Genomic DNA, 16,152 nt, shown 5'->3' with positions numbered 1-16,152 from the left:
ATGGAGGACCAGCATTCATTACCATAGATGCGGCGAGTGCCGGCTGGTTTAAGCAGAGTAGCGAAATAAATTCAGCTGTCCAGCTCTACCTTTAACTCTCGACTATAGTGGCTTTTACCTATTTTCTACCTTCCATGCTTCTACCTTTATTCAACTGGCTTGGTACCTTTTCTGGGGGCACGCGGGCCTTCATACTTGTTTGGGTTTCGCTCTCGCTATTGGTCAGCATCGGGGCAAGGGCGCAGGCTCCCTCCTGGCAGACGGCAATAGCCGTAAGCGAGCGAAGCTCTGGCATTAACAGCTCTTCGGTATATGCCACTGCCGCTGCGGCCAATGGCGACGTGTATGTGGCGGGGTCGTTTAATGGCACCGTTAATTTGGGGGCCTTCACCCTCACCAGTGGAAGTGTGCCGGCTCTTTATCTCGCCAAGTGGAGCCCGGCCACCGGCAGCTTTATTTGGGTCGAACAAGGTGCCCACGGCGGCCACGCAGCCATCACGGCCCTAGCCGTAAATGGCCCCAATGTATACCTGACTGGTTATTTCCAGGGAGATAGCGCCCGCTTTGGCAATACGCTGCTTTCCCACTCAGCTCCCACCAGTTTCACTTCGGATATTTTCATCGCCAAGCTCACCGATGCCGGCAGCACAGCTAGTTTTTCTTGGACCCGGCAGGCGGGCAGTGCTGGCGAGGACATAGCCAGGTCGATAGCCGTGAGCGGAAGCAGCGTATACCTGACGGGATTCTTTAAGGGGCCAAGCACTGTCTTTGGCAGCACCGTCCTGACCAACCGCGCCACGTTTGGAGGAGAAAACGTGTTTGTGGCCAAGCTGACCGATGCGGGGCTAAGCGCTGATTTTACCTGGGCGGTGCAGGCTGGCGGCACCCACAGTGACGGCGGCCGGGCCCTGGCCGTGCAGGGCAGCAATGTGTACCTTACCGGACGCTTGAGCAGCAAACCCGCCACGTTCGGTTCCCTGACGATTTCGTGCCTGAACTACGCCGAAGATGTGTTTGTGGCCAAGCTAACTGATGCCGGGACCAGTGGCAGTTTCACGTGGGTGCAACAAGCCAGTGGAGGGTTCGGGCCTGGGCTTTACGTTCGTTCCCTGGCGCTAAGCGGCTCCAGCGTCTACATAGCCGGCGTTTTTGATGGGCTTACGGCCAACTTTGGCGCTACCACGCTGACCAATGCGTCGCCCACCATATCTAATTCAGACATCTTTATTGCCAAGCTAACCGACGCTGGCGCTTCCGGCAGCTTCACGTGGGCCGAGCGAGCCGGTGGCGTCAACAGTGAAGCCGTGGTAGGACTGGCTGCCGATGGACCCAGCCTGTATTTAGCAGGAAATATCTCTAGTCAAACCAGCCAGTTCGGCCCCCATACCCTGGGCAACTTTGCCGGCAACAACAGTTCCGGCGACGCGTTTGTGGCAAAAATGACGGATGCCGGCTCCAGCGTCAGCTTCAACTGGGCCCAGAGCGCGGGCGGATTCGGGCGTGATGAAGCTTCCACCATGGCCTTGTCGGGCAGTATTGTCTACTTGGGCGGCTGGGTGGAAACGCCTGCGCATTTTGGCAACACCGCCTTCACTTACCCTAACAACAGCTACGTGCCCTTCCTCGCTAGTATTACGGACCAGACCGTCTTATCAACTACTTCTTCCAACCTCCTGGCGGCCCCTACGGTATTCCCCAACCCGGCCCACGCCTCGGCCACTGTGGTGGTGCCAGCCTTCAAGGGTGCTTCCCCAGGCCGGGTCACGCTCGTCGACGCTCTGGGCCGGGTGGTTCGGGACTATGCCCTTGCTCCGGGCCCCGGCGGCGCCCGATGCGAGTTGAGCTTGCAGGGGCTGGCCCCCGGCCTCTACCGCGTGGTGCATATGCAGGCAGGCTCCCAACGCACGACACAGCTGCTGGCCGTAGAGTAGCCACCGTATTTTGCGGTTGGGCTGCCTTTCGGCGGCGCTACTGCAGCGCCTTAAGCTGCGCCAACGCTTCCATGGTTTCGCGCTGTTTGTCGCCTTCCTTCTCCTTTTCGGAAGCCGGAGTTTTGGGCGGCGTATTGTAAAAATTTAGGATATTTTGCTGGGCTTTGGGGTTAACATTTTCAAACTTCTTTTTGGCCAGCAGGCGCAGCCACTCCCCATAAGTTTCATCGGCTAGGGCGTACTCGCCAGCGCGGGTGGGGTGGCCGGTGTCGAAGTCCGTGTTGTCGAGGGAGAGCGGCGAGGCGGCTGTGTCAGCGGGCTGCCGGGCCACGTCGGCGCGATATTTATCCATCACCGTCCGGAAGCTGGATCTGAACAGGGCCTGGGCTTCGGGCGTGGGCAGCTTGAAGGCAAAGGGCTTGAGGGGGCCGATTTTGGGCAGCACCCGGATGAAGTAGGAGATGATGCGGGCGCCAAAGCCGGGCCGCTTGTAGTCGTTGCCGTACTTCTTGCGAAACTCGCGCGGACTCTCGCGGCGGAGGTAGTCGCGGCGTCGCGCACCAGGGCTCATCTTCATGATGTCCTTGCGCTTATGGTGCCAAGCGGCACGGGCCGCAGTCGGAATCAGCTCGCTTACTGCGAAGCGGAAGGTGGCAATGCTTAGGTCCACGTTGGCTATCACCTGCCCCAGCTCCAGGCCGTAAGTTTGGCGAAAAGCACGTTCCAGTGACGACTTGCTTACTTTAAATCCGATGCTTTTGTGGTAGTCCTGGCTGCGGTACTTGCCGCTGGCCAGCTGCACCACATCGAAAGCAAACTCCAGCTGGGAATGTTGCTTGGGCGCCTGCTCGTAGGTAATAACAGGTCCGAACTTGGCAGCCAACTCGGGGTACACGCTGGCCATGGCGCGGTTGGTGCCCTCAGCGTGCCCGCTGACATCGGCGGCGTAGTGAGCCAGGGCGCCCAGGGCAAAGGCATAGTCGAGGCGGTCGCGTGACTGACTGATGAGGTTGCGCACGAAGTCGCCCGAGCGGACGTAGTGTGTCAGGTTGGTAAAGAGCACATTGCCGAAAGGATAGTAGCCCATGTCCTGGATGATGGCCCCACCATAGGCGTAGGCTTTGGCATCTTCCAGCTCCTCGGGGCTGGCGCCGGGGTAGCGCCGTTCCAGCGCTGGCACCAAGCTCTTTTCCCAGGTCGAATCGATGTTCGCCTTGTGGGTGAGCACAGCATAGGCCGCCGCCGGACGGGCCGTGAGGGCCAGCACCACGGCCAGCAGCAAGGAAAGGGGACGAAGCATGAGCAAAGTAAGCACAACTTATAGCGCTTGCAACGACAAATATCGCTCCACCGTTGTCGGCCCTTGGCCTCAGTGTCTCAGGCCCAAACAAATTTTACCCTACTCCTACTAGCTGGGTAGCGGCTGGGGCGTGTAGGTGGGCCCCACGCAGCGGGGTCCCTGGGCAGTCCAGGCCAGCTTATCGATACACAGCTGCCGCTCGGTCATGGCCGTGTTCCAGGCATGGTACACCAGGTATTCGGTTTTGCCGTCGGGGCTGAGCACATGGGAATGATGCCCGGGGCCACGCACATGGCCGGCCACGGCGCCCAGCACGCGCGGGCCTTTTTCGGCCCCGGCGTCGGAATACGGGCCCATAATGGACGAAGCCACGCAGTAGTCGACGCCGTAGCGGGGCGTGAGGAAGTTGGCACCGCTGTAGAAACAGTAGTACTTGCCGCCGTGCCGCCGAATGAACGGCCCCTCCAGGGTGTGCCACTCCGGGAAAGTTTTGTTGTCGTAGAGCGGCATGGTGCGGTTTTTCTCAAACACGGTCCAGTCGTGGCGGGCGCGCATCACGGTGCGGCTCTCGCCGGCCAGGCGGGTCATGTCGAGCAGGCGGTCGACCACCAGGCCGGTGCCGGGGCGGTAGCCGTTGTCGGTGTCGATGAAGTCGCGGGCGTAGAAAATGTACCACTGCCCGTCGGTGTCTTGGTACGGGTGGGCGTCGATGGTGAACTTGCTGGCCGGCACGTCGAGCAGAGCCACCTGCTGGTACGGCCCCTCCGGCTTTTTGCTGGTGGCCACGTGCAGGCGGTGCCCCACGGTGGCCCCAATGGCCCCGCCGCCCATGGAGTAGTACATGTAGAAGGTTCCCTTGTGGAACACCACTTCGGGCGCCCAAAAGTCAGCACCCTCGGCACCGGCGGGCGGCGCGAGGGCGCCCCCGGCGTTCTTCCAGTCCACGAGGTTGCTGGAGGTGAGCAGCGTGAAAATGCGGCCGTCACGGGTGCGGCCCGTGCCCGTGGTACCAAAGGCATAGTAGCGACCCTGGTGGCGCAGCACAAACGGGTCGGGAAACTGGCCGGCGTACACGGGGTTGGTGTAAGTGCGGGCCGCGGCACGGGCGGCCGCCTGGCTGGCCAGAGCCAGAGCGCTCAGACCAGCGGTGGCCTGGAGCATAAAATCGCGGCGGGAAGGCATAACAGAAACGCGTTAGTGGGTGGGAATGGGCGCTTGAAGGAAGTAAGATAGGGCTGCTCGCCCCAGATGCAGCTGCAAGGTAGGGGCCCCTCCCCAGCGGGACCACTTGGCCAAAGCAGATAATCTTCGTCATAAACAATCCAACTATCTTCCCAGCCTAAAGCGTAGTAGCCGCAAGCTTTTCGGCTAGGCATTGCGTTTTGCCAACCACAGGCACGGGTAGCTCCGGTCACCACTTCCGCACTTTCCAATCCCACCCGCTCCATGAAAAAACTGCTTCTGTTTCTGCTAATGCTACTGGCCACCAATGGCTCGTATGCGCAGAAAACCAAGATTAAAACCAAAGGCGCGGCCAGCGCGGTGCAAGGCCAGCGCTGGTCCGTGGAGAAAGCCAACGCCTGGTACAAAATGCACCCCTGGATGAGCGGGGCCAACTTCGCTCCCAGCACCGCCATCAACCAGCTGGAAATGTGGCAGGCCGATACCTTCGACCCCACCACCATCGACCGCGAGCTGGGCTGGGCCGAAGCCATTGGCTTCAACACCATGCGGGTGTTTCTGCACAGCCTCGCCTATCAGCAGGACCCCAAAGGGTTCAAACAACGCCTCGACACCTACTTGGGTATCGCCGACAAGCACCATATCAAAACCATTTTGGTTTTCTTCGACGACTGCTGGAACAAAAACCCCCAGCCCGGCCCCCAGCCCGCCCCCAAAACCGGCATTCACAATTCGGGCTGGATGCAGGACCCCGGCGACATCATCTCGCGCGACTCCAGCAAGTTCATCGCCCTCAAGCCCTATGTGCAGGACGTGCTGCGCAGCTTCGGCCGCGACCAGCGCATCCTGTTCTGGGACCTGTTCAATGAGCCCGGCAACTCCGACAAGTTCAACACCTCGCTGCCGCTGGTGCGCAACGTGTTTGCCTGGGCCCGCGAAGTAAACCCTACCCAGCCCCTGAGCATCGGCCTCTGGAACTGGGACTTTGAGGCGCTGAACAAGTACCAGGCGCTCAACTCCGACATCGTGACCTACCACAACTACGACGAGGCACCCGCGCACCAGCGCATCATCGAGTTGCTCGAAACCCATGGCCGCCCTCTTATCTGCACCGAGTACATGGCCCGCCCCCGCAACAGCCGCTTCGCCAACATCATGCCCCTGCTTAGAAAGCAAAACGTAGGCGCCATCAACTGGGGCCTGGTCGATGGCAAAACCAACACCAAGTACCAGTGGGACGTGCCCATTGCCGACGGCAGCGAGCCCGTGGAGTGGTTCCATGAGGTATTTCGCAAAGACGGCACGCCGTACCGACAGGACGAGACGGAGCTGATAAAGAAGCTGAACGGGAAGTAAACCAGGCAGGGCTCGACTAGCAGAGCCTCATCCCCCGGCCACGCAATTTGTCATTGCGAGCGCAGCGAAGCAATCCGTCCTGTTCTCAGCGACTAACCTACTAATGTGATAAGCCCCGACATTCCGCAGCACCGGGGTCGTACCCGGTAGGGCTTGTCACATTTTAGAGTATCTGGTACTTAAAGGACGGATTGCTTCGCTACGCTCGCAATGACATCCATGCCGGGAAGTGAAGTCCTGTTCTAGAAATTTAAAACCTTCATTCCTATGAAACCCCTGCTCCTTTTCCTCTGCACGGCCCTGCTCCTCGCCTGCCCCGCTCAGGCGCAGACGCCCGCCGCCGTAAAACCAACGTTCACCAACCCACTCCTCACCTCCGGGGCCGACCCGTGGAGCATTTACCACAAGGGCTATTATTACTACACGCACACCACGGGCCGCAACATCACCCTCTGGAAAACTAAGTCGCTGAGCCAACTCAGCACTGCGCCGAGCAAAGTGGTGTGGACGCCGCCCGCTACCGGCCCCAATTCGCGCGACATATGGGCACCAGAGCTGCACTTTCTCAACGGCAAGTGGTACCTCTACTACGCCGCCGATGCCGGCATCAATCAAACCCACCGCCTGTGGGTGCTGGAAAACGCTTCGCCCGACCCCATGCAGGGCACCTGGACTGACAAAGGCCAGCTCCGCGATGTCGCCAACAAGTGGGCCATCGACGGCTCGGTGTTCGAAAACAATGGCCAGTTTTACCTGGTGTGGTCGGGCTGGGAAGGCGACGTGAACGGCCGCCAGTGCATTTACCTGACGCGCATGAAAAACCCCTGGACCGTGGACGGCCCGAGCCTGAAGGTATCGACTCCCGTGTTTCCGTGGGAGCGGCACGGCGACCTGAATTCGCCCAACGACCCGCCCCACGTCGACGTGAACGAGGGCCCGCAGGTACTACGCCGTGGCAACAAGCTCGTGCTCATCTACTCGGCCAGTGGATGCTGGACCGACTTCTACGCCCTGGGCATGCTCACGGCTCCGGCCGACAGCGACCTGCTGCAACCGGGCTCCTGGACCAAGTCGCCGGTGCCGGTGTTTCAGCAGGACCCGGCAGCCAAAGTATTTGCACCGGGCCACAATTCATTCTTCAAGTCGCCAGATGGAACCGAAGACTGGATATTGTACCACGCCAACGACGAGCCGGGCCAGGGCTGCGGCCGGTTCCGCTCGCCCCGGGCCCAGCCCTTCACCTGGACGGCCGATGGAATCCCAATTTTTGGCAAGCCAGTACCCCCCGGCCAGCCGTTGGCCAGGCCCTCAGGCGAGTAAACAACTCAAGAGCCACCCGTTTCTAGGCGGGCGTCGACCAACTGAAGGCCAGGGACGAACACTTCAACAGCTTTGTGCTAGACAAATCGCGCCTGTTGCCACTGCCGCGCACGGATGTGGACCTGTTGTGTATCATGCAAAACGACGACTGGAGGCAGTTTCTGGCCCACGCCCCATACCAACGGCCGCTTCATTTCCTTGCGGGTGGAGCGGCCGTTTATGGTGGGAAAGCAGCAGTTCGTTCCGGCCCCTTTTGTACCCGTACATGAGTTATAGCTTCTTAATTCTTGAGATTTGAATGGTGCCAACCATAAATGCCTTCGGCCTTGTTTAGTTCTTTAATCCCCCTGTTGCATCGTTATACGTAACCTTGCATATCCTGAATTACCTGGCCATTACCTTACCTTCCGCCCATGTTCAAACTTCGCTCTATACTTACTGGCTGGCTGCTGATTGGGCTGCTGGGGTGCGCTAAAAAAGAACCGGCTCCGTTTACGCCGACGGTGGTGACGCCCCCCGTGGTAAGCACCACCTACACCAATCCGCTGCTCTCGTCGGGCCCCGACCCGTGGGTGTACCAGAAAGACGGCTTCTATTATTACATGGCCACCACCGGCAACAACGTGACCCTGCGGAAAACGGCCAAGATGTCGGAGCTCAGCAGTGCCCCAGCCACGGTGGTTTGGACGCCGCCCAGCAACGGGGCTAACTCGCGCGATATTTGGGCGCCGGAACTCCATTTTCTGGATGGCAAGTGGTACATCTATTTCACGGCGGGCCCCGGCAACTGCTGCGGCGGCCAGCGCATGTGGGTGCTGGAAAACAGCGCCGCCGACCCCACCACTGGCACTTGGATAGAGAAGGGCCGTGTTTTCAACCCCAACGAGGATTTTTGGGCCATTGATCCAACCGTGCTGGAGCAGAACGGCCAGCGCTACCTGGTGTGGTCGGGCCACGCCGCTGCCAATACCGAAGAGCAGCGCCTCTACATCTCGCGCATGAGCAACCCCTGGACCCTCACCGGCGCACGGGTAGAGCTGTCGCGGCCCCAATTCAGATGGGAGCAGCAGGGCGTGCTGCCCGTGAATGAGGGCCCGCAGATTTTGAAGAACGCCGGCAAAACCTTCCTCGTGTATTCGGCCAGCCACTGTACTTCCGATGACTACGCGCTGGGCATGCTCACGGCTTCCGCCACCGCCGACCCCATGAACGCCGCAGCCTGGACCAAAACCCCCACGCCGGTGTTTGTGACCAATGCCACGGCCGGCACCTACGGGCCAGGCCACAACGCCTTCTTCAAATCCAAGGATGGGCAGCAGGACTGGCTGATTTACCACGCCAATAGCCGCCCCAACCAGGGCTGCGGCGATGCCCGCAACCCCCGCATGCAGCCGTTCACTTACCGCGCCGATGGCACGCCCGATTTTGGCACGCCGGTATCGATTGGGGCAGCCCTGCCCCGCCCCGGGGGAGAGTAGTGCCCTTCCACGGGCGCTCGGCTCTTAATTTTTCATCTGCTACGCGTAGCACCTTGCTTTTCACTTGAAAGTATGAATATCACCGCTTCAAAGCTTAAGCCTTTTCTGATAGTTGGTGGACTACTGGCCGTAGCCTGCCAACGAACCCCAACGGATGCCCAGGTAAGTGAAACTGGGAGCAAGGATGGTTCTACAACGGCCCCGATTGCCGCGGCAACGGCAGCCCCTGCCCCTGCTCCCTTTGCCAACCCGGTGCTGCCCGGCGACTTCCCCGACCCTTCTGTGGTGAAGGTGGGTGACACCTACTGGGCCTCGGCCACATCGTCGAACTGGGGCCCGGCGTTTCCCCTGCTGAAATCCGATAATTTGACTGAGTGGCAGCTGGTCGGCCACGTGTTTCCGGACAAGCTCCCGGCCTGGGCTGACTACTACTTCTGGGCCCCGGAAATCACCCACGAGGGCAACAAGACCTACGTGTTCTACTCCGCCCACAAAAAAGGGGGCAACCTAGCCGTGGGCGTGGCCAGCGCCGACCGCCCCGAAGGCCCCTACACCGACCACGGCCCGCTGGTAGCCCAGGCCGCCGGCTCGATTGACGGCTTCCCCATGCGCGACGAAAACGGGAAGCTGTATCTCATCTGGAAAGAAGACGGCAACAGCATCAACCAGCCCACGCCCATCTGGGCCCAGCCACTGAATGAAGGCCGCACGGCCCTGACCGGCACCAAAACCGAGCTGTTCCGCAACACCGAGCCCTGGGAGGGAAACCTGGTAGAAGGCGTGAGCATGGTGCGCCACGGCGACTACTTCTACTCCTTTTATGCGGCCAACGGCTGCTGCGGGCCGTCCTGCACCTACGGCACCGGAGTAGCCCGCGCCAAAAGCCTGCTCGGCCCCTGGGAGAAACACCCGCGCAACCCCATCATCACGGCCAGCCAAACTTGGCGCTGCCCCGGCCACGGCACCGTCACGCAGGGCTTCGACGGCCGCTGGTTTCTGCTGCACCACGCCTACGCCACTAGCAGCTTCGAGAACGTGGGCCGCCAAGGTGTGCTAAGTGAGTTTGTGTGGAAAGACGATAACTGGCCCGAGTTTACGGCCAACGCCAGCGTGCCCGCCACGCCTAACCCCGCCGCTACCCGCCCCATTGCCGATGAGTTTACCGGCGACAAGCTGGGTCTCGACTGGCAGTGGCCCATCGAGGACAAGCCCAAATTTGCCCTCAGCAACGGCCAGCTCCGCCTCACCGCCCACCCTGCAAAGGGCGGCGCAGCGCTCGGGCGCCACACCCTCACGGCGGCTTACACGGCCAGCACCACGCTGCTGACGCCCTCCAGCTTGCCCGCAGGCACGGCCGCTGGCCTCGCGGCCCACGGCGACCCCAACAACGCCCTGGCCCTAACCACGGGCGGCGGCAAGCTCCGCCTCTGGGAGCGGCGCGCCGGCAAGCAGCGCGTGCTGGCCGAAACCGCCCTGCCCGCCACCGCCGGCAAAGCCGTGCAGCTGCGCATGCAGGTGAGCGGCGGCAACAGCTACCGCTTCTCGTGGAGCGCCGACGGCACCACCTGGACCAACCCGCTGGCCAATGACGGCGCCATTGACGGCAAGTTTCTGCCGCCCTGGGACCGCGGCGTGCGCGTGGGTGTCATTGCCCAAGGCCCTTCTTCGGTCACGGCCGCTTTCGAGCGATTTGCGCTGGATAGCCAGCAATAGCTTGGCCGGTGGGCAGCTACTGCCACTTCATGGGTCGACTGGCCAATTGCCCATCGGTTTACCTGTGCGAGCAACACGTTGATGTTCATATTAAGCGGATGAGCCCTAATCGGACAAATGAGCCTTCAGCGCAACAAAAAAACCCGTCCGACTTGGACGGGTCTTTTTAGCATCGGGTCGTCGGTGCCTATTTCACTAGGCTGATGCGACTCGTTTTCGTTTTACCGTTGGAAATCACACGGTAGGTATAGGTTCCCGAGGGCAACGTACTGCCTTTCAGAACCACTGAGCGCTGTTCGCCAGCAGAAACTTTGCCGTCATAGAGGGTAGCGACCCGCGAGCCAATGGAGTTATACACTTCCACCACTACGCGCCCGCTCTTGGGCACCGAGAAGTTAATAGTCGCATCCCGGCCGGTCGGGTTCGGGTAAGCCTCGGTACTTATATCTTTGGAGACCATGGCATTATCTGCCGATTCGCCCATAACCACGCCACTAGTAGTAGTTGTAGTGCAGTTGGCTGAGGATACTATACGGGAAGGATTATTTGAGCAAGTGGTGGCGTCAGATACGCAACCGGCTGAATTGGTAGCAATGACCCTGAAGCCCTTGCCTTCGTTCATCGGGAATGTCAAGGCCGCTCCGCCTGAGGTATAGGCAGCAGTGGTATAAAGCGCAGTTGTCCCATTTGCTTCATAGATGGCATAACTGGTTCCAATTTCCGGACTGCATATCGTCAAAGTGGGCCTAGTTGCTGTCCCGCAAAGCGTAGACTCCGTAATCAGGACATTGGGTCCGGCCGGAGTAGGCGGCTGGGCATTAAGTGTGAGGCAGGTTTCGCTCGAAATACACCCGGCTGCGTTCTTTACTCGGACACAGTGCCGCGACCCGGCAGCAAGGCCACTAAATGTGGTGGCAGTGCCAAAAGTGCCGTCGTCCAGGCTGTAAGTATATGTGGGAGGAGTAGTATTCGTAGTGCTCACAGGGGCTGTCACCGTAATGCTGCCCGTAGCGGTTGTACAGGTGGGCTGAGTGGGGCTTAAGGTCGGTGCAGCAGGTGCGGCGGTGGTACCTACAGTGCCGGTTACCGTTTTTGTGCAAGCTGTTCCAGCTTTCGAGTCAGTAACTACGATGGTATGAGGACCTTCCGTAAGGCCACAGAAAGTTGGAGCATTTGCTGTGCTAGTTGTGGTGCGTGTGGCCGCTATACCGTCCACGGTATAGAAGTAAGGGCTCGTGCCACCACTCACTGTCAACGTGATACAGCCCGTTCCTCCGGGACAGACACTGGTGGCACTGGAAACGACAGCTGATAGCGGAGTTCTAATAGTAAGTGTTCCTACAGTACCGCATTTAGGAGCAATGCTTTTGCAATTGTCAGCTATAATAGTATTGCAGCTGTTTTTGGTATCACCGGTGGTAGTACCTGAAGCATCTGTAAATGCAATAAAAACGTCAGTAAGCGTCAGTGCCTGGCCGCATACTACATTAACCTGACCTGCTAGAATAACCTGACCACTACCATCTGCAGGCTGCTGATCCTTTGGTAGTATTGGGCCCCCACACAATATTGTTGGTACGCTCCCAGTCCCATTTATTACACTGCCCGATAGGTTTCCGAAAAGGGCGACAGATGTTCGTAACGAGTTGTTGTTATTTCGTATTCTCAGGTATACATTCCTTAGGCCATCAGTACAAGTGCACTCGTCAGCTCCCTCAACATAGGCGTCAAGAACTGTTAAGTCATTGGCAGTGCAACGATTTACGGATGGGCAGTTTAGTGGTGCTGGGGTTTGTGCTAACGCACTGCCAGATAACAGCAATCCCGCCAATAGCAGAATCAAGCAGTGAAGCCAACTGGCAGTGCCACGCTTTGCAAAATAATTTGAGGTCAGTGTACACAGTTCTGCATAGGTAAAATTGGGTGTCTTAAAGGTTATATTCATGACGTTTGACGGAAAAGTTTTGGAATTTGCTTCGAGTCAGAAGTGGCTACTAGAGTAGCAGCAGACCAAGTTCCTTTGCGGGGTTATGGTACATATAGACTAGAATTCGCGGGGCAAAAAGCGTCCCGTCCACTGCCAATGGCGATGGAAAACCCATGATGGTAGAGTGGGGAGGCTATTTACAGAAACCTATTGAGCGTTTAAGCGCTAAGGGTAATTAGCCTACAGCAATAATCGATAATCGGCTTTTCCGATGCCATAACAGGCCTATCCACAACACAATACACCTACTGGCCTGTGCAAGTAGTACGCGAGGTCACCCGCCTTCGAACCTTTACTAATTAAGGTCGTTGGCTTTGTTTAGTAACCTAAGGTAATAACATAAAAAGATAAAATCTAACTTTTTCAATAATAATTTTAACTTTAAAATTATAAAGAACATATTTTTGTCTTAATTATTATATTTAACCACATTTGCAGAATGTAGTTATAGGCTTGACATTGTTCAACATGATAATGTAATTGACTCTTTTATTGTAGTACTTAATCAATTGCCAGGTATGGAAAATGCTATTGCAATAATCTCCTTAGCGATAGCCTTCTCATAAGCTTAACACCAGGATTTGCCAGCACAGATATTGCTTCATTATACCAACGTCAGCAAATAGCCCAACAGCGCCCCGCCCAGCACGATAAAAGCGCTGTTCAGCTTTTTGTAGCCAAATGTGACGGCAATGCTGAACCCGGCAATCAGTAGCGTGCGCCAGTCCATTAGCGCCTCTCGGCTCATGGCTACTAGCACCGCGGCGATAAGCGCCACGGAAGCTACGTTCACGCTGTCCAGAAAAGCCGAGAACAGCTAGGACCGGCGCAGGCGCGGCAGCAACGGGTTCAGAGCGAGCACAAACACGAACGAGGGCAGGAAAATACCCACCGTGGCCAAGGCCGCCCCGCGCAGCCCATCGAGTTGCCAGCCCACGAAGGTGGTCGACGACAGCACCGGCCCGGGTGTGAACTGCCCCACCGCAATGGCATCGAGTAGCTGCTGCCGGCTAAGCCAACCGGGCGCCACCAGCTCGCCCTCCAGGAAGGCAAACAACACGTAGCCGCTGCCATAGAGCGTGGCGCCGATTTTCAGGAAGGTGAAGAAAAGCCCGCCGCTGGCCGAGAGGCGACTCGCTAGCTGCCCGGCCGGTAGCGCCAGCAGCGGAACCGCGCGGGCAGCATCGCCGGCAGCCGGCGGCTGGCGCAGCACGTGCACCAGTGTTCCTACCATCCCTGCTCCCAGCAGGACCACTATAGCGTTCAGGCCCAGCAGCGCCGCGGCCAGCGTAGCCACACCCAGCACGGCCAGCAGCGGCGGCTTCACGGCCTTGCGCCCCAACGTGTAGGCCGCCCCCAGAATAATAGAAATAACCGCCGGCGCAATGCCGTACACGAAAGGTGCCACCTGCGGCAGCTGCCCTTGACGCTGATACAGCCAGGCAAACCCCGCCGTGATGGTAACAGCCAGAATAATGAAGGCCATCCCGGCCACCACCAGCCCGGGCATGTCGGCCCGCTCGTGGCCGCAGTGCATGGTCATCTCGGTGGAATTGGGGCCCGGAATGAGGTTGGTGGCGCCCACCAAGTCCAGGAAATGCTCCGGGGTCATCCACTGGCGCTTGCGGACTACTTCGTCCTCCATCATGGCGATGTGAGCCGCCGGGCCGCCAAAGGCCAGCAACCCGAGGCGGAAAAACACCCCGGCCACTTCCCGGAGGCGGTTGGCATCAGAGGCGGGCATACTGAGGCGGCGTCAGTTGGCGGTCGACGGACCAGCGCCCGCCGCCTTTGATAATCAAAAACAGGCTACCCAGCAGCATCGCCCAGTCGGTACGGCTCTCGTGCAGCAGGTCCCACACGCCTTTGTTGGCCAGAATCTCGGCCTTGGTTGTGAAAATGGCCACGAGCTTGATAATAAGCAGAGGAATGCTAGCCACGCGGGTAAGCAGGCCCATCAGCACAAGCAGCCCGCACACCGCTTCGAAACTGCCCACCCAAGTGCCAAGAAAATTGGGAGTGGGCAGTCCAATTATAGCAAAGCGCCCAGCGCCCTGCAGCTCTGGCAAAATGAATTTTTGTAGGAATTCGGTGAAAAAGACCAACCCCACCATCAACCGAATCAGAATGGTGGTGGCAGCATTATCGGTTCGCGGAATTCGAAACACAACTGGTATAAGAGGCTTTATGGGGGCTGAATTTGCGGAAAGACGCTGGAGTCTTTGGGTCGTTTATCCAGCATTCAACCCTACTTTACAAATGATTATACCGTAGCAAGCGGCGGCAATTGAGCGCTACGAGCTGCCGCAAAGATGCACCCCACCCCTTACACCGTTCTCTGCTTGCACGACCAGCCTGTGCCGCCGAAAAGGCCTTGCTGCTCCATTAAGGCCGAACGCCAACAACTGCGCGCCACGGTTCGCGCCTGGGCGTTGCTGCCGTTGGCCGACTTAATTTGGCGAGCTCGCGCCTTCCTTCCTTCCTTTTCTCGGCGCAAGTTGCTATGACTACTCCCATATTAATTATCCTCATTGGCTTTCTGATTTTCCTGGGTCACTACCTGGCTCAGCTCTTCGACCGCACCAAAATTCCCGATGTGGTGGGCCTGCTGCTGGTGGGCATGCTGCTGGGACCTATTTTCCACCTCATCGACCCCGCGACCTTTGGGCGGGCCGGCCGCGTGTTCTCCAACCTGGTGCTGGTGTTCATCTTGTTTGAGAGCGGTCTGGAGGTGCGGTTTGAGCAGCTGCGTTCGGCCTTGCGGGGAACCATAGGGCTCACCACGCTCAACTTTGTGGTTACCACGCTGGTGGTGTCCATGCTGGCCCAGCTATTTGGCGGGCTCGACCTGCTGAGTGCCCTGATTTTGGGCACCATTCTGGGCGGCACGTCCTCGGCGGTAGTTACCACGCTGGTGCGCAAGGTGCACATCTTGGAGCAGACCTCCACCACACTGGTCATGGAGTCGGCGCTGAGCGACATTTTTACCCTGGCCATCCCCATTGCCCTGATTAGCGTGTACACCGGCGCTTCGTTCAACATCGTCACGCTCCTGAGCCAGATTATCTCGTCGCTGGTGGTGGCGCTGCTGGCCGGTGTGGGTGGCGGCTATCTCTGGTCGATACTGCTGAACCATGTGCCGATGCTGCTCAAAACCCGGTTTTCGACGCCCGCTTTCGTATTCATCGTTTACGGCCTAGTCGAGATGTTGAACTTCAGCGGGCCCATTGCGGTGCTATTTTTCAGCATCACACTCGCCAACGTTACCCTGCTCCGGCCCCGCCGATTGCGCCAGTACTTTCCCGCCCGCCACGTCGAGCTCACGGCCATGGAGAAAGACTTTTTCGCGGAAATCGTCTTTCTGCTGCGCACCTTTTTCTTTGTGTACGTGGGCATGTCCATCGTGCTCGACAACGGCTACCTCATCGCCTTGGGCTTGGGCATGGCGGCCGTGCTGTTTCTGGTGCGTATTCCGGTGGTGCTGGCCACGGCCGGCCGCAAGACGCCGCAGCTCGACATGGCCATCATGAGCATTATGATACCCAAAGGCCTGGGCGCAGCCGTGCTGGCCACCCTGCCCGTGCAGCGGGGCATCCCCAACGGCGCCGCCATCCAAACCATGACGTTTGCCGTTATCATGGGCACCACGGTGTTTTGCACGCTGCTGTTTTTCCTGGTTGAAAAGCGGCGCATCACGGGGTTCTACGCCCTTTTCTTTGGCAAAGGGCGCCCCTTGCAGGCGCCGCTGTTGCCGCCCCCGGCCGGGTCCGAAATTAAGACCAGCTGAGGTGCCGACACGAGCAAGCCACCCAAAGCTTCCCTCGCCAGCCCACAAAAAAAGGAGCCGATTGATTGAGCTAGGAGAGTTACTCCTTTACCCAATCA

Annotated in this window: 10 protein-coding genes and 1 pseudogene; 6 read left to right on the top strand and 5 right to left on the bottom strand. The window is 58.8% G+C overall.

Features of this window, described 5'->3' with window-relative positions; all coding sequences use genetic code 11:
* The first annotated feature begins 134 nt into the window (after positions 1-134).
* A complete protein-coding gene (locus ACP7AJ_RS14265) occupies positions 135-1,931 on the top strand; it encodes a T9SS type A sorting domain-containing protein (protein WP_426060879.1) in 1,797 nt (598 codons plus the stop codon).
* 37 nt (positions 1,932-1,968) lie between these two features.
* On the opposite strand, the gene ACP7AJ_RS14260 is transcribed toward ACP7AJ_RS14265, so the two are convergent.
* Complete coding sequence (locus ACP7AJ_RS14260; RefSeq protein WP_426060878.1) at positions 1,969-3,231, bottom strand: zinc dependent phospholipase C family protein; 1,263 nt, start codon at positions 3,229-3,231, stop codon at positions 1,969-1,971.
* A 108-nt stretch (positions 3,232-3,339) separates the two neighbouring features.
* Positions 3,340-4,413 (bottom strand): glycoside hydrolase family 43 protein, encoded by a 1,074-nt coding sequence (locus ACP7AJ_RS14255; protein ID WP_426060877.1) that lies wholly within the window; start codon positions 4,411-4,413, stop codon positions 3,340-3,342.
* 264 nt (positions 4,414-4,677) lie between these two features.
* On the opposite strand from ACP7AJ_RS14255, the gene ACP7AJ_RS14250 reads away from it, so the two are divergent.
* The 4 genes from ACP7AJ_RS14250 to ACP7AJ_RS14235 all read left to right on the top strand — a co-directional run bounded on the left by ACP7AJ_RS14250 (position 4,678) and on the right by ACP7AJ_RS14235 (position 10,280).
* Positions 4,678-5,769, top strand: coding sequence for a 1,4-beta-xylanase (locus tag ACP7AJ_RS14250; protein WP_426060876.1), 1,092 nt, complete (start codon positions 4,678-4,680; stop codon positions 5,767-5,769).
* Between the two features lie 267 nt (positions 5,770-6,036).
* A complete protein-coding gene (locus ACP7AJ_RS14245) occupies positions 6,037-7,089 on the top strand; it encodes a glycoside hydrolase family 43 protein (RefSeq protein WP_426060875.1) in 1,053 nt (350 codons plus the stop codon).
* A gap of 413 nt (positions 7,090-7,502) precedes the next feature.
* Positions 7,503-8,567, top strand: coding sequence for a glycoside hydrolase family 43 protein (locus tag ACP7AJ_RS14240; RefSeq protein ID WP_426060874.1), 1,065 nt, complete (start codon positions 7,503-7,505; stop codon positions 8,565-8,567).
* A 72-nt stretch (positions 8,568-8,639) separates the two neighbouring features.
* Positions 8,640-10,280 (top strand): family 43 glycosylhydrolase, encoded by a 1,641-nt coding sequence (locus ACP7AJ_RS14235; RefSeq protein WP_426060873.1) that lies wholly within the window; start codon positions 8,640-8,642, stop codon positions 10,278-10,280.
* A 187-nt stretch (positions 10,281-10,467) separates the two neighbouring features.
* Here ACP7AJ_RS14235 and ACP7AJ_RS14230 read toward each other — a convergent pair whose 3' ends face one another.
* From ACP7AJ_RS14230 to ACP7AJ_RS14220, 3 genes and pseudogenes are all read right to left on the bottom strand, one after another.
* Complete coding sequence (locus tag ACP7AJ_RS14230; protein ID WP_426060872.1) at positions 10,468-10,740, bottom strand: T9SS type A sorting domain-containing protein; 273 nt, start codon at positions 10,738-10,740, stop codon at positions 10,468-10,470.
* A gap of 2,131 nt (positions 10,741-12,871) precedes the next feature.
* Positions 12,872-14,011, bottom strand: a pseudogene (chrA, locus tag ACP7AJ_RS14225) (chromate efflux transporter).
* Complete coding sequence (locus ACP7AJ_RS14220; RefSeq protein ID WP_426060871.1) at positions 13,998-14,435, bottom strand: DoxX family protein; 438 nt, start codon at positions 14,433-14,435, stop codon at positions 13,998-14,000. The pseudogene chrA and the gene ACP7AJ_RS14220 overlap by 14 nt, the downstream one beginning before the upstream one ends.
* A gap of 335 nt (positions 14,436-14,770) precedes the next feature.
* On the opposite strand from ACP7AJ_RS14220, the gene ACP7AJ_RS14215 reads away from it, so the two are divergent.
* Entirely contained in the window at positions 14,771-16,054 is a 1,284-nt protein-coding gene (locus ACP7AJ_RS14215; protein WP_426060870.1) for a cation:proton antiporter, read from the top strand.
* Positions 16,055-16,152 lie beyond the last annotated feature (98 nt).

The organism is Hymenobacter sp. B1770, from assembly GCF_049896385.1.
Classification (GTDB): Bacteria; Bacteroidota; Bacteroidia; order Cytophagales; family Hymenobacteraceae; genus Hymenobacter.
The sequence above is the reverse complement of the archived record's forward strand: the minus strand, read 5'-3'. Positions and strand labels throughout refer to the sequence as shown.

Bases quoted from the DNA above. Each gene is read 5' to 3' on its own strand.
- ACP7AJ_RS14235 (WP_426060873.1), top strand. From the start codon at position 8,640: ATGAATATCACCGCTTCAAAGCTTAAGCCTTTTCTGATAGTTGGTGGA.
- ACP7AJ_RS14250 (WP_426060876.1), top strand. From the start codon at position 4,678: ATGAAAAAACTGCTTCTGTTTCTGCTAATGCTACTGGCCACCAATGGC.
- ACP7AJ_RS14215 (WP_426060870.1), top strand. From the start codon at position 14,771: ATGACTACTCCCATATTAATTATCCTCATTGGCTTTCTGATTTTCCTG.
- ACP7AJ_RS14260 (WP_426060878.1), bottom strand. From the start codon at position 3,231: ATGCTTCGTCCCCTTTCCTTGCTGCTGGCCGTGGTGCTGGCCCTCACG.
- ACP7AJ_RS14255 (WP_426060877.1), bottom strand. From the start codon at position 4,413: ATGCCTTCCCGCCGCGATTTTATGCTCCAGGCCACCGCTGGTCTGAGC.
- ACP7AJ_RS14245 (WP_426060875.1), top strand. From the start codon at position 6,037: ATGAAACCCCTGCTCCTTTTCCTCTGCACGGCCCTGCTCCTCGCCTGC.
- ACP7AJ_RS14265 (WP_426060879.1), top strand. From the start codon at position 135: ATGCTTCTACCTTTATTCAACTGGCTTGGTACCTTTTCTGGGGGCACG.
- ACP7AJ_RS14230 (WP_426060872.1), bottom strand. From the start codon at position 10,740: ATGGTCTCCAAAGATATAAGTACCGAGGCTTACCCGAACCCGACCGGC.
- ACP7AJ_RS14240 (WP_426060874.1), top strand. From the start codon at position 7,503: ATGTTCAAACTTCGCTCTATACTTACTGGCTGGCTGCTGATTGGGCTG.